Genomic DNA, 14,725 nt, shown 5'->3' with positions numbered 1-14,725 from the left:
CTATAAAAATAAACGAGCATGGAAATACTCGCTCGAAAGATCAATTGATAACTTTTTCTTTCCCGATTCAAAATGGGGAAGTATTTGATTTATCTAACTATGCCGTAATAGATCCTCAGGGGCAATTATATTCAAGTGAATTTTTACCGCTATCTGTTTGGCCTAATGGGTCATTAAAGTGGGTAAGATGTAATTTCATTTTACCCCAAAATGCAGATATTAAACGTGCATTTATTAAAAGCGCACCAGAATTTCATTCGAATAATTGTATTTTGCCAAAGGTAGAAAAAAGAGAAACTGCGCAAGAAGTAACTTTTTCACTCGATAACAGGCTGTTTAGCTTTTCTAAGACAACCTTAATGTGTCATGAGATACCATTTACGCCATTTTTCTGTGACAGTGATTTAGTTCATTGGGATGCGGTAGTCACTTCATTAACTACAAAACAGACATCTTTTATCGCTGAAGCTGAGTACTCAGGTAAACTAGATAGTAGCAGTGGTAACTTTTTAAATTTCGTTTGTCGTTTCTTTATTAATTTTATTGAAAACATAGTCAAAGTTGAGTTTGTAATCCACAACCCAAAGCCTATGGTTCATCATCAAGGAAAATGGGATTTAGGTAACGAAAACTCGGTGCTATTTTCTGAGCTCAGCCTTAATTTAGAAAATATTACAGATTCAAAATTAACGTTAAACGACCTGCCTGATAAAACACTTACCGGTGACTTTAGTTTGTATCAAGCAAGTAGTGGCGGTGACAACTGGCAATCAGATAGTCATGTTAATTCACAAAATGAAAACGTATTGCCATTTAGAGGGTACAAATTAAACGCGATTGACAGCATTGATGGCCTAAGAGCAGAACCTACGTTGTCAGCAAAGCATAATGCTAACCCTTTAGCAGTGCGCGTAGAGCAATTCTGGCAGAACTTCCCAAAGAAACTCGAATTAAATAACGAACGATTAACGATTGGCTTGTTTCCTAAAAGTGAGCATGGTCTGCATGAGCTTCAACCGGGTGAGAAAAAAACGCATGTCATTCATTTTGATTTGACACCTTGTCAAGCAGCACCTAATGCCAAGAAAACTGAAATTGCTGTATGCCAGTCATACTTAATCAACTCGGCAGTCATTCAAAACCTCGGATCTGAGCATGATCAAGAATTACAAAACATTATTAAATTAGGCTTAAATGGTGAGGATAACTTTTTTGCTAAGCGAGAAGTGATAGATGAATATGGTTGGCGCAATTTTGGAGAACTATTCGCCGATCATGAAGCAGCAGAGTTTGATGGGAATGATGAAATGATTTCTCATTATAATAACCAGTATGATCCGTTGCTTGGTTTTTTAAAACAATACCTGCTTACTGGAAACAAACAGTGGCTTGAATTAGCCAACGATCTTACTCAGCATGTAAAAGATATTGATATATACCAAACAGAATTAGATAAGCCCGAATACAATAATGGTTTGTTTTGGCATACAGACCATTACGTGCCTGCAAAAACAAGTTCACACAGAACATACTCAAAGCTTCAGCAAAGTGATGTTTATGAAGATCATGCTGGAGGCGGTGGCCCTGGTGGGCAGCACTGCTATACATCAGGCTTAATGCTTCATTACTTTTTAACGGGTGATGAAACGTCAAAACAATCAGTCATTAAATTAACTGATTGGATTGGCAATTTTTATGATGGTACAGGGACCGTTGGCGAATTGCTGATTTCTATTAAAAACAAGGCATTGCCAGGATATAAAAACAAGCTAACTGGGCAATACCCGTTAGATAGAGGTACAGGCCACTTCATTGTTGCATTGCTTGATAGTTACGAACTCACAGGCGCTCAAAGTTATTTAGATAAAGCGAGCCTTGTCATTAAAAATACAGCGTCACCGAGTGAAGACCTATCACTGAGAGAATTAGACAACATAGAGGCATCATGGTTTTATACCGTTTATCTACAAGCGGTTATTAGGTATTTAGAAATTAAACGCTCAATTGGCCAATTTGATGAATCATTTGCCTATAGTGATTCGTTATTAGCTCATTTTGCGCAGTGGATGCTTGAGAATGAACAGCCTTATTTAAATACCCCAGAAAAGCTTGAATACCCAAATCATACCTGGGTTGCCCAAGACTTGAGAAAAGCAAATATTTTATATACGGCGAGTGAGCTTTGCATGGATAACGACGTAAGTCTAAAGCTCTTTGAAAAAGCAGAATACTTTTATCATTATGTTCATAATGAGTTAAAAAACGAACCAACAAATACTTACACCCGAATATTAGTGTTGCTAATGCAAAATGTTGGCGCTCGATCTCGTTATTTTTTGAATAAAAATTTAAATAAAGCAATGAATATTGAGCATAGTAAACAAAAGTATTTGTATGCATCAAGTTCAAATAACCATGTAGCGACTTTTCTTGCTACGCTAGCAAAAACATCATTGAAGAAAGAAGTTCAGTGGCTAGCAACAAGAAACGCCAAATTCAAGAAACTCGCGGAGCGACTCAATTAATGTTGGTATCATTTATTATCCCTCATAAAGGGCGAGAAGAAATGTTGGTGCAAACGATTGAGTCAATCCAATCTCAATCGTTTGACCTTGCTTCAATTGAGGTGATTGTAGTTAGCCAAAATGAATCGCTTGACTGTGCTGAGCATTTTAATCAATTGTCATTCACCACATTGCTCGCAGATAACAACCTAACCATATCTGAGTTACGCAATTTAGGCGCTCAGCAATCCTCGGGCGAGTATTTAGCCTTCTTAGATGCTGATGTGAAGTTATCGAATAATTGGTTATCGACCATGCTTGAGTTATTAGAGGAGAACAAGGAGAGAAAGCTGGTTTCTGCAATGCAAATAAACGGTGAGGCTCCTCCTTATTTAGAGCAAATTAGAACGGTATTAAGTAATGCAGAATTAGACCAAAATGTATCTTTTTTACCAGGGAGAAACTTGTTTTTATCACGCAATACATTTGATGCGGTTGGCGGGTTTCCTGCGCATTTAGTAACGTGTGAAGATTATTATTTTACTGATCAGGTAAACCAATTAGGAACATTGTATTACTCTTCTAAAGCCAATTATGTTCATTTAGGTGAAGATAAAGAACTTAAACCAATGTTTCAAAAAGAGGTTTGGCGAGGGCAGTCGAATCTTCAATCCATCAAAGGTCGCAACATTCCATTACGAGAAGTGCCGAGTTTTCTCATACCGCCCGCAGTTATGTTTGGTGTTTTATTATTTGCTATTGGATTGTTAATACATAACAGTTTATTATCGCTATTTGGATTAACAATATTTTTACTTCCGGTTCTAGCCTATACCTTTAGGCTTCATTCATTGGCAAAAGGCAGTATCCCTTTTATCGAGGTGTTGAAGTTTTATTTGGTTTATTTTCCTGCTAGAGCAAAAGGCACATTTTTGGGAGTGATACGCACTATTAGCGTCAAGGAAGCATACAAATAATGGCTAATAATAAGAAAATTAAAGTACTGCAGTTTATTTGTTCTACCGGTTTTTATGGTGCCGAGCGCTGGGTATTAGCGTTAAGTAAACACCTAGATTCAGACAAGTTCACAAGCGAACTTGCCATTACCTTAGAAGAAAACTCTCAAGATTTAGAGCTGGTTAAGCACTTTAAGCAACTAGGTGGCGTAACTCACGAAGTACCAATGAGTAACCCTTTTGATTTATCTGTCGTTGGTAAGCTTGCTCGCTTAATTAAAGAACACGCTATAGATGTTGTTCATACTCACGGTTACAAATCAGATATTTTAGGAATACTTGCTGCAAAAAAGGCAGGGGTAAAAGTAGTTGTTACGCCGCACGGTTTTGAAAATGCAAAAGATATAAAATTACGTAGCTTTATATGGTTGGGTTGCCAGGCTATGCGTTTTGCAGACAAAGTTGTACCTTTGTCTCCACAGCTTTGTACCGACGTAAAACCATACGGTATTAAAGAGCCTAAGCTTGTTTATATTCAAAATGGTGTAGACTTATCAGAAGTTGATGAGCAACGTTTAAAGCCTTTAAATAAAGATACAAAAGTTAAGCATATTGGTTTTGTAGGCCAAATGATTAGCCGTAAAAATATTTTCGACTTGCTCGATATTTTTGATGAGTTGCAACAAAAGCATGGCAACCTTAAATTAAGCTTACTTGGCGATGGCGAACAAAGAGCCGAATTAGAGGTTTACGCCAGTAAACTTTCATCTAATGCCGATATTCATTTTTTGGGTTTTAGAGATGACCGATTAGAGCTCTTGCAGTCATTTGATTTATTTGCCATGACCTCTTCTTTAGAAGGTATTCCGCGATGCTTGATGGAAGCTACTGCAATGGGAATTCCAGTCGCCGCTTATAACATACCAGGCATTGATCAGCTTATTACACATGAACAATCAGGTTTGCTTGCGCCATTAGGTAATAAGCAATTACTTACGCAATATTGGGAAACCATATTGTTTAATGAAGAAGAAGCACAGCGACTAGCTGACAATGCGCGGGACTATGTTAATCAGCATTATTCAGCCCAACGTATGGCTAATGAATATGCAGAGCTGTTTCAGGAGCTTGTTAGCTAATGGATAAGCCAAAGGTTTTCTTTGTTTTAAGTGTAGACACAGAAGAAGAATGGGATTGGTCAGGACCATTTCCTAATGATAACTTTTGTGTAGACAATACAAAGGAGCTACCTGCTTTTCAAAACTTTTGCCAAGAGCTACAAATCAAACCTACTTATTTAGTTGACTACCCTGTAGCCAATGACGAATACGCTTCACAGGTACTAAAGTCATTTGGTAGCGATAACTGTGAAATTGGTGCGCATTTACATCCATGGGCTAATCCACCATTTTTCAATGAAACCAGTGATTTTACTTCCCACGTTATTAATTTATCTGTTGAACAAACCAAGCAAAAGCTAAACCAGCTGATAGAAAAAATTGAAGCAAACATTGGCGTAGAGCCAAAATCATTTAGAACTGGGCGCTGGGGAATAAATGGTGATGTGCTTAAATTACTGATTGACCAAGGTATTGATGTAGATACTAGTATTTATCCGCTCTACGTTAACGACCATTTTACCTGTGAAAATGCCTCTCGAGTACCTTATTGGCCTGATTTTCAAAACACCAATGAGGCAGGGGAACAACGTGATATTTTTGAAATACCTGTAACCTGTGGCTTTAATCGCTCATCAACATCTTTAGCACAAAAACTCCATAAATTATGCGAGAAGCCACCTTTTAATTGGCTAAGAATAAATGGCCTGCTGTGGCATACACTTATACTTAGAAAACTCTATTTAAGCCCGGAATTATGTTCTGAAAACGACATGGTTCGTTTAGTCAAGTCAAAATTAAAGAATAACCATAGTGTTTTTCATATGTACCTTCATAGCTCGAGTTTAATTGAACGAGTTACCGGGCTAAATAATGAGCCCCATGCCCGTGAACTTATTTGTAAGCGTATTCAACACGTTGTGCAGTATTTAACTTCTGTAGCAGATGTTGAGTTTTGTACCTTGTCGCAAGTTAAAGCATCGATGACAACGGGGAGGGCATAATATGGAAGTAATTTTTGCATCTAGCAGTAACCATAACTCATGGGATGAATACGTGAGTAATAATGCTAATGCATCGGCATACCATCAATGGGCTTGGTTAGCTACGGTGGAACAAGCTTATAAATTTTCGGTATATCGACTAATGGCAATCGAAAATGGTAAAACGGTTGGCGTTTTTCCATTGGCTTATATTAAAAAACCATTTATGGCGGGTAAGTTATCATCATTACCCTATTGTGACTTAGGTGGTGTGCTGGCCGACTCTGATGAAATTAAGCAACAACTTTTAGCTGAAGCTTTTAAATTAGGTGCTGAAAAGTCAATTGCTAAAATAGAATATCGTACCCATGCTGCACGTGATAGAGAGCCTTCGACATTGCAAAAAGTGCGTATGGTATTGCCTTTACCATCTTCTTCTGAAGAATTAATGCAAAGCTTTAAGTCCAAATTACGTAGCCAAATTAGAAAAGCGACTAAAAATGGCCTAACAGCTTCTACAGGAAACGATAAAGCTCATTTAGATGGTTTTTACCAAGTTTATTGTAAAAATATGCGTGATTTAGGCTCTCCCGCACATAGCTTTCAATGGTTTCAATCAATTGTTGAAAACTATAAAGAAAACGCGGTGATTGCCAATGTTTACTTTAAAGGTGAAGTGATAGGGGCAGGTTTAATTCTTGTTAATAACCAAGCTTGTGTTATTCCTTGGGCTTCAACTAATGGTGACTATAACAAGCTAGCGCCTAACATGTTGTTGTATTGGACATTATTAAGTTATGCCTCAGATAATGGCATTACTTCATTTGATTTTGGTCGCTCAACGCCTGGTGAAGGTACATACAAATTTAAAGCGCAATGGGGGGCTCAGCCTCAAGGGTTAGATTGGTATGATTTTTACCAAGGAAAACCCGTAATTGAAAGTGCTGGCGTTGGCAATAACAGATTACGCCCTTTAATTGAAAAGCTTTGGTGTAAATTACCTGTTGGCGTAGCAACTGGCATGGGAAGTTCTTTAAGGAAATATATAAGCCTTTAATTATGTGTGGAATAGCTGGATATACAACATTTAACGCCGAGCCTGCGACAAAAGCATCACTTGAAAAAATGGGTGAAGCGATAATTCATCGTGGCCCAGATGCAGGTAATGTTTATTATGATGAAAATATTGGTTTATGCCATAGACGTTTAGCGATCATTGATTTATCAGAAGCCGGTGTGCAGCCAATGTTTTCTTCTGATAAACGCTACGTAATTGCCTTTAACGGTGAAATATATAATTTCCAAGAACATAGAGAAGCCTTAATTAACAAAGGTTATACCTTTAATACTCATACCGATACTGAAGTTATTCTTGCCTTATTTGCAGAGCATGGTGAGCAATGTGTTGATTATTTAAATGGCATGTTTGCATTTGCTTTATGGGATATTCAAGAACAAACCTTATTTATTGCAAGAGATCGCTTAGGTAAAAAGCCACTTTATTATTATCAAAATGAAGGTGATGTTTACTTCGCTTCAGAGCTTAAATCATTAATGGCTATTAATGCTTTTCCTAAAAATATTCGAACGGATGCAGTTTACGATTTTTTTGCCTATCAATACATCCCTGATCCTAAAACCATTTTTGAGAACGTTTATAAACTAGAGCCTGGTCATTGTATGACAGTGACTAGAGAAGAAGTAAAAACATGGCAGTATTGGGATGTTTCATTTGCAAACGTAAATGATTTAACCGAAGAACAGAACATTGATGAACTAACAGCGTTACTTAAACAATGCACTAAAAACCGAATGGTGTCAGATGTGCCATTAGGCGCGTTTTTAAGCGGCGGTGTAGACTCTAGTGGCGTAGTTGCTTTAATGTCACAAGTGGCAAATGAAAGCGAACAGGCCAATCATTCCAACACCCTGGGGTGTCACTCCCATGAAAATGGGAATCTCAATCATAATTCCGGCGTCCCTAATTGTCATTCCCGCGAAGGCGGGAATCTAAACGGCAATAACGAAGACCGTCAAAACCAAGCCTGTGATACCCATAATACACAGAGTCATTCTGACGAAGGTCAGAATCCCCAAAACGAACCACATAAAATAACAACGTGCTCAATAGGCTTCGACAATGAACAATTCAACGAAACTGAATTCGCACAAATCGTCGCCGACAAATATCAAACCGATCATCATGAATTTACTGTTCATCAAAATGTAAAAGACAACTTAAAGCACATTGTTAAATTTTTTGACGAGCCATTTGCTGACCCATCTTTAGTACCGACATACTTTGTATCCGAATTAGCGCGACAAAAGGTAACGGTAGCTGTTGCAGGCGATGGTGGCGATGAAGTGTTTGCCGGCTATGAAAAGTATTCGGTAGATTACTTGGAAAACAAGTTACGAGACAAATTCCCTAACTGGATGCGCAAATCGCTATTTCCAATCGGCGCGCAATTGGCTGGCAGTATTAATGCAGCCCCATTTAAAAAAGCTAAATCGTTGTTGAATACACTGAGTGTAGATGCTGCAATGGGCTTTTATATTTCTAATTCATTTATGACTGATGATGAGTGGAGCTTTATCGTAAAAGAGAATGTTTCAGCTGAATTAGGCGATTATCATCCGTCGAAAGTAACAATAGATAAGTATCAAAAAGCGGATGGTAAAGACCACCTATCTAAAATCCTTTATACAGATATGAAAACCTACCTACCGGGCGGGATTTTGGTAAAAGTTGACCGAATGAGTATGGCAAATTCGTTAGAGGTGAGAGCGCCAATTCTTGATTATACGGTAGTTGAAAAATCTGCAAGCATCGCTTCAAGCAGCAAGTTTAAGGTAAATGAAGAAAACCCTAAAGGTGAGAAAAAACACATCTTAAAAGAGCTTTTTAAACCCATGCTTCCTAATGATATTTTATACCGGAAAAAAATGGGCTTTTCTGTGCCATTAGCACAATGGCTTCGAGGTGAAATAAAAGACATAGCGCAAGAAAAGTTAATTGCTAGCACCGATGGTCTGATAAATTATTTTAGAAGAGATAGCATTAATCAGCTTTGGCAAGAGCATCAGTCGGGCAAATACGATCACGCTAGCTTATTATGGAGCATGCTTATGTTTCAAATGTGGTGGGATGAATACGGAAATTAACACAAACCTAGTGACAAACCCAGTAAAAGCCAAATATTCGATTAGGACTGATACAATGAAAAAACTATTAACTCTAGAATTTAATGAATTATGCCCAGATTTAGTGGATAGATTCATTCAACAAGGACAGTTGCCGAATTTTGCTAAATTAAAACAACAGAGTGAATTAAGGGAAACCATTACCGATGCCACAGGTGATGATCTAAATCCTTGGATTCAATGGGTAGATGTCCATACTGGTAAGAACAGAGATGAGCATGGCATTTATCGTCTGAATGAAATTAAAAAATATAAAGGTACTTTCACTTGGGATGAACTAACAAAACAAGGAATAAAAAGCTGGGTTTGTGGCAGTATGAACGCTTCTTATTCTGAAAAATTTTCAGGTCGATTTTTACCAGATCCTTGGACACAAGATGTTGCCCCATTCCCTAGTGGTGAAATGAATACCTTTTATAATTTTGTAAGTCAATCGGTTCAAGGGCACTCACAAGCAGCAAATGTTTCATCAAAAGCTTTTCTTAAAAGCATATTAAAACAAGGTGTATCACTTTCTACTTTCTGTAAATTAACCAAGCAGGTCATAAGTGAAAAATTTAAAGCTGAGCTCTCATGGAAACGAGCGATGATGTTAGATTGGGTGCAGTTTGATATCTTTAAACATTATTTCCGCAAAGAGCAACCACAATACTGTACTTTTTTTTCCAATGCGGTCGCACATTACCAGCATCACTATTGGCGAGATTTTGACCCTCAAGCTTTTGGATTAACCTCTGCTGATATCGATGCCGATAAAGCCGATGCGATTTTACTTGCCTATAAAAACACCGATAAATTATTGGGTGAGTTTTTAAACCTTGTGGGTGATGATACTGCTATTATTTTTGTTACGGCTTTAAGCCAAGAACCCTATACTGAAAGTGAGCGCTTCTATTATCATATTAATAGTGAAAAAGCCTTCTACGATACCTTTGATATTCCTTCAGATGTTAAATACCGTGCAGTCATGGCAGAGCAATTTCATTTACATGCTAATTCCCCTGAGCAAGCTAAAGAAATAGAAGCTCATTTAAATAGCTTCGAATTAGATAGCAATGAATATTTCCACGTTGGAACCAATAAACTCTTTTTAGTTAGTGTCAAAGAAAATGTAGTTCATGTTCAATGCCGTTGTACTAAAGAGGTTAAGGCCGAAGCAGAATTTAGCTCAGGTGAGCAACGCTACACATTCCAACAGCACTTTTATAAAATGAATGAAACCAAAGCTGGTGGCCATAACCCGAGAGGCATTTATTGGTTTAAGAAACCGGGTGGTAAACAACAATTGTTGGAGGATGTGCCGCCAGCACAAGTGCATGAAGATACATTGGCTTATTTTAATCAATGACAGGTTTAAAAATGATCACCATGAAGCCGATGAAAAAAAAGAAATATATAGCTAAGCTCTTTGAAAGCTGGTTTATCGGTCAATATATTCTAGGCGTAACTGGATGTTTATTAGCAGCACCACACTACCAGAATAGTCTACGGTAATAAACTTCAAGAGATGCGGCAATAGTTATGACAAAAAGAATAAAGCTTTTACACCTCACTTACGATATGCGAATAGGTGGCACCGAAACAGTAATTAAAAACCTAGTAGAAGGTTTAGATAAAGATAACTTCGATGTGGAAATTTTGTGCATCGAGCCAAGTATAGGTCCATTTGGTCAGCAGTTAATTGATGAGGGCTACAAGGTTTCTCATCTTAATTGGACTGGTGGCTTTGACATAAAAGTGATCAAAGATATTAGAAAGTACATAAGATCTCAAAACGTTGATATTTTACATTGTCACCAATACACGCCATGGGTATACGGTGCTTTGGCTTCGGCTTTCACAACCGCAAAAGTAATCTTTACTGAACATGGCCGGTTTTACCCTGATTCATCAAGTTGGAAACGGAAATTCATCAACCCGATTCTAGTTGGGCTAACCGACCATATAACTGCGATTTCAAAAGCAACCAAGCAAGCATTAGTTGATTATGAGTTTATTCCTGAAGATAAAATTCAAGTTATTTATAACGGCATCAAACCTTTGGTTGCAGATGAAAAAAAGATTGAAGAACTTCGTGACGAATTAAATATTCCTAAAGGAGCCCAAATACTAGGTACCGTTGCAAGGCTTGATCCTATTAAAAACCAAACAATGATGATTGAAGCGTTTGATATGGTGCTTAGAGAACACCCTAATACATACCTGCTCATAGTTGGTGACGGTGAAGAAAAAGAAAAACTCTTAAAGCTCGTTGAAAAGCTAGCAATTAACGAGAAAGTTATCTTTACGGGCTACATCGCTAAACCGGTCAACCATATAGCCTTGATGGACATTTTTTTACTTTCATCGTTAAGTGAAGGAACTTCGATGACTCTGTTAGAAGCTATGTCATTAGGAACACCTTGTGCAGTGACTGATGCGGGTGGCAACCCTGAAGTCATCGAAGATAAGTTTAATGGGTTTGTGTCTTTAAATGATGAAACGGGTGAGTTTGCACACAATATACTTAAGTTATTAGATACTTTTAATAAAAAACATTGGAACGATAGTTGTTTGAAAATTTTCAATAATCGTTTCCAAACCACAAAAATGGTTAATCAATACTCAACCCATTATAAAGGTGTTAAATGTTAAAAAAACATTTGATTTCAGTATTCAATAAGTTTTTAGAGCATGAAAATGTCCAAGAGACTTTAACAAAAACTATACGTAGAAATGTTGTTAATGTAGATGCTATTGAGAATTTAAAAAACCCATATTACGACTATACTCCAGTGGAAAAAAATACTTGTGATCGAGATGATATTATTTTTATAACAAGTAGGTTTCGCTCTGGTTCTACAGTATTTTGGAATTTTTTTAGACAAATGGAAAATGTTACTGCTTATTATGAACCATTTAATGAAAGGCAATGGTTTGATTCTAATATGAGAGGAAGCGGTGTAGATGGAACACATAAAGGAGTGGAAACCTACTGGGATGAATATGAAGGTTTATGTGAACTAAAGCAATACTTCGAGGAATATTGGATTAGAAAAGATTTACTACTAAGCGAAGACTCGTGGCATCCTAAAATGAAGCAGTATATTGAGAAGCTAATTGAAAGTGCTGAAGGAAGACCTGTGCTTCAATTTAACCGTATTGACTTTAGACTACCTTGGTTAAGAAAAAACTTTCCTAATGCAAAAATAATACACCTTTATCGTAACCCAAGAGATCAATGGTGCTCTTTTCTAACTGATAAACAGTTGATGAATAAAGATGATGTCCTAACAACATATTGTGATAGTTTTTATCTTGATAGCTGGTGTGAAGACTTGAAAAAGTTTTATCCATTTTTATGTTTAAAACAAACACCACATCCTTACCAACGCTTTTATTATTTATGGAAGTTATCTTATTTACATGGTTTAGCTCACGCGAATCTTTCAATTAGTTATGAAAACATGGCTGAAAACCCACAAAATAACCTCGCAAAGATGGCCAAATTGTTAGATTTGCCAGCATCACAATTTACCAAAGCTTGTAACGTTATCAACCCATCAGAAAAAAACAAATGGCAGGGCTATGCTGACTTTCAATGGTTCGAGCCACTAGAAAAGGAATGTGAGTTAGTACTGAGTACTTTTTTGAAAATAGCCAAGCTGAATCACGGGACAAATAATGATACAAAGTAAACCACCAATATTAGTACATTGCTCATACCATAAATGTTTGACTAAATATTTTGCTCGAGTTTTTAAAGGGATTTATAATAAAAGCCCATTTAAATCAAGTGGTTATGTTCATTTTAACAGTGTGTTGGCTGACTTCTACGATAAAAGGCAACACTACCAACTCACTTCCGTTAATAATCATGCTATCGATTTAACATCGCTAGGAGACAACTATCGCGTTACACGTTTTATTCGAGATCCTAGAGATATGATTATTTCTGGCTATTTTTATCATAAAAAAGCCGCTGAGCCTTGGTGTGAAGTTGTTGATCCAAGTGAGCAAGATTGGCAAGTTGTTAATGGTAATATTCCTAGCCAAATGAAAGCAGGTGAAAGTTACGCACAACTACTCAATCGCTTAGATTTTGAACAAGGTTTAATGGCTGAGATAGAATTCAGGAAATTTCATTTTGAATCAATGCGCTATTGGCCCGTTGATAATCCAAATATTAAGCTCATTCGTTATGAAGAAATGCTCGGTAATGAGCTGGCGACATTCCAAGAAGTCTTTGAGTTTTACCAATTAGGTTGGTTAGCGACTAAAATTGGCGAGCACTTTGCGAAGAAATATTCAGCCTCTGTTGCTAAAAAAGCAAAAGGCCATCTCGCCACACACATGCGTGACCCTGAAAGTAATCAATGGAAAAAGCATTTTTCAGATGAAATAACCGAGTATTTCCATACAAAATATGGCGACATAATACAATCTCATGGTTATGAGCTTTAAGGCTATTTTACTCTTAGAGCAATAATATTATTTCATCTATAAATATCACGGAAATAAAGCTTTGAGTAATATCAGACAATCCACGTTATATTCAGCCTCTAGCCAATATATTGCTACTATGATTGGTTTTGCCATTGTAGTGACTGTTGCTCGTTTATTGACGCCCGAAGAAATTGGTGTCTATGTGATTACGACGGCAATTGTCTTTTTTGCTAATGAATTAAAATCATTTGGACTTGGAGGTTATCTCGTTCGAAAGGAAAAATTAACCGAGTTAGATGTGCAACAAGTTTTAGGCTTGAATGGCCTTATCTGCTGGAGCTTAGCTTTATTGTTGGTTGCCTTTTCATTCTTTGTCGAACAGTTTTATCAGCATGAAAATATCGATAATTTATTGCGCTTATTATCCCTTACTTTTTTCTTTACCCCGATTATTGGTACTGCAAAGGCTTTAATGTTTCGTAACTTTGAATTTAAATCTTTATTTTTTGTAAACATATTGCCGCCACTACTTAACTTTATTATAACCTTGGCTCTAATTTTATTAGGTTTCAGTTATTTCTCTATGGTTGTCGCAATTTTATGCGCCCATGTTTTAGAATTATTATTAATACTCAAGCTCTACAATGGTAAATATTCCCTAAAACCCCGCTTTTCTAAAAGAACAGATTTATTGTCATTTGGTATATTTGTCACCTTTACTAACCTTTGTCGACGTATGTCTATCAGTGTTATCGATCTCATTATTGGTAAACAAGGGTCTTTGTCACAAGTTTCTCAGTTTTCCCGTGGTACCGGATTTTTAGAATTTACTACTGGAATACTGACCAAGGGCATTCGCCCGGTTGTTACTCCTTATTTAGCTAAAGAAAAGCGCCAAGCAGGCAACGTTGAAAATGCTTACATCAAAGTGCAAGAAATCATGGCAAGCATGTTGGTGCCTTGTTTATTAGTTTGTGGACTAGCGAGCTATTCTCTCATATTATTAGTATTTGGAGAGCAATGGCTAGAAGCAGTTACTTTTATTCAGTATTTAGTCTTTTGGGCAATATTCAGAAATTTCCACATTTTCTCACCGAGTTTATTCATTACTCAAGGTTTTGAAAAATTACTTTTTCTAAAAGAATTAACAATTTTAAGCATTACCACTATTGCGGTATTTTTCGGCTTTCAACAAGGTCTAATTTATGTAGCAAAGCTTTTAGCTTTGATTGGCATTGTAGATTACCTTTTAACCTCTTTGATGTTATGGAAAATACTGAACATCGCTTTGTTAAAGTTAGCTATTTCATTGTTAAAAATCATTGCTATTTCTACAATTTGTGCCTTAGGGTGTTACATAGTTAGCCTCTATCTTCCTTTTGAAAGTACAAACCCTTTGTTAGTGTTAATATCTCTCATGATAGTTTTAATACCATTATGGTTACTAAGTTTGAAACTATTCAAATCTCCATTATTTGATGAATGCCGGTTACTCTTTAAAAAAATAACGGCGAAGCTAGGGAATAAGTAACTTG

The 14,725-nt window shown here is 36.8% G+C and carries 11 protein-coding genes; all 11 read left to right on the top strand.

What is annotated here, in order from left to right:
* Positions 1 to 44 precede the first annotated feature (44 nt).
* The 11 genes from QQK02_RS07995 to QQK02_RS07945 all read left to right on the top strand — a co-directional run bounded on the left by QQK02_RS07995 (position 45) and on the right by QQK02_RS07945 (position 14,721).
* Entirely contained in the window at positions 45 to 2,525 is a 2,481-nt protein-coding gene (locus tag QQK02_RS07995) for a hypothetical protein (protein ID WP_284207467.1), read from the top strand.
* Positions 2,471 to 3,481, top strand: coding sequence for a glycosyltransferase (locus QQK02_RS07990; RefSeq protein ID WP_407705026.1), 1,011 nt, complete (start codon positions 2,471 to 2,473; stop codon positions 3,479 to 3,481). The genes QQK02_RS07995 and QQK02_RS07990 overlap by 55 nt, the downstream gene beginning before the upstream one ends.
* The gene (locus QQK02_RS07985; RefSeq protein WP_284207466.1) at positions 3,481 to 4,599 is read left to right on the top strand and encodes a glycosyltransferase; all 1,119 of its coding nucleotides are present in this window, start codon (positions 3,481 to 3,483) and stop codon (positions 4,597 to 4,599) included. The genes QQK02_RS07990 and QQK02_RS07985 overlap by 1 nt, the downstream gene beginning before the upstream one ends.
* A complete protein-coding gene (locus QQK02_RS07980) occupies positions 4,599 to 5,582 on the top strand; it encodes a polysaccharide deacetylase family protein (protein WP_284207465.1) in 984 nt (327 codons plus the stop codon). Before QQK02_RS07985 ends, QQK02_RS07980 begins: the two co-directional genes overlap by 1 nt.
* A 1-nt stretch (position 5,583) precedes the next feature.
* The gene (locus tag QQK02_RS07975; protein WP_284207464.1) at positions 5,584 to 6,618 is read left to right on the top strand and encodes a FemAB family XrtA/PEP-CTERM system-associated protein; all 1,035 of its coding nucleotides are present in this window, start codon (positions 5,584 to 5,586) and stop codon (positions 6,616 to 6,618) included.
* A gap of 2 nt (positions 6,619 to 6,620) precedes the next feature.
* Entirely contained in the window at positions 6,621 to 8,726 is a 2,106-nt protein-coding gene (gene asnB, locus QQK02_RS07970) for an asparagine synthase (glutamine-hydrolyzing) (protein ID WP_284207463.1), read from the top strand.
* Between the two features lie 55 nt (positions 8,727 to 8,781).
* Entirely contained in the window at positions 8,782 to 10,113 is a 1,332-nt protein-coding gene (locus tag QQK02_RS07965) for a hypothetical protein (RefSeq protein ID WP_284207462.1), read from the top strand.
* A gap of 173 nt (positions 10,114 to 10,286) precedes the next feature.
* Positions 10,287 to 11,399 (top strand): glycosyltransferase, encoded by a 1,113-nt coding sequence (locus tag QQK02_RS07960; protein WP_284207461.1) that lies wholly within the window; start codon positions 10,287 to 10,289, stop codon positions 11,397 to 11,399.
* Complete coding sequence (locus QQK02_RS07955; RefSeq protein WP_284207460.1) at positions 11,393 to 12,442, top strand: sulfotransferase domain-containing protein; 1,050 nt, start codon at positions 11,393 to 11,395, stop codon at positions 12,440 to 12,442. The genes QQK02_RS07960 and QQK02_RS07955 overlap by 7 nt, the downstream gene beginning before the upstream one ends.
* Positions 12,429 to 13,208 carry a sulfotransferase domain-containing protein gene (locus tag QQK02_RS07950; RefSeq protein ID WP_284207459.1) on the top strand — a complete coding sequence of 260 codons (780 nt, stop codon included), beginning with the start codon at positions 12,429 to 12,431 and terminating at the stop codon, positions 13,206 to 13,208. Before QQK02_RS07955 ends, QQK02_RS07950 begins: the two co-directional genes overlap by 14 nt.
* Positions 13,209 to 13,269: 61 nt before the next feature.
* Positions 13,270 to 14,721, top strand: coding sequence for an oligosaccharide flippase family protein (locus QQK02_RS07945; RefSeq protein ID WP_284207458.1), 1,452 nt, complete (start codon positions 13,270 to 13,272; stop codon positions 14,719 to 14,721).
* The last annotated feature ends 4 nt before the right edge of the window (positions 14,722 to 14,725 follow it).

Source organism: Thalassotalea eurytherma, from assembly GCF_030161415.1.
Classification (GTDB): domain Bacteria; phylum Pseudomonadota; class Gammaproteobacteria; order Enterobacterales; family Alteromonadaceae; genus Thalassotalea_G; species Thalassotalea_G eurytherma.
Note: the sequence above shows the minus strand (reverse complement) of the source record. Positions and strands in the feature narration are given on the sequence as shown.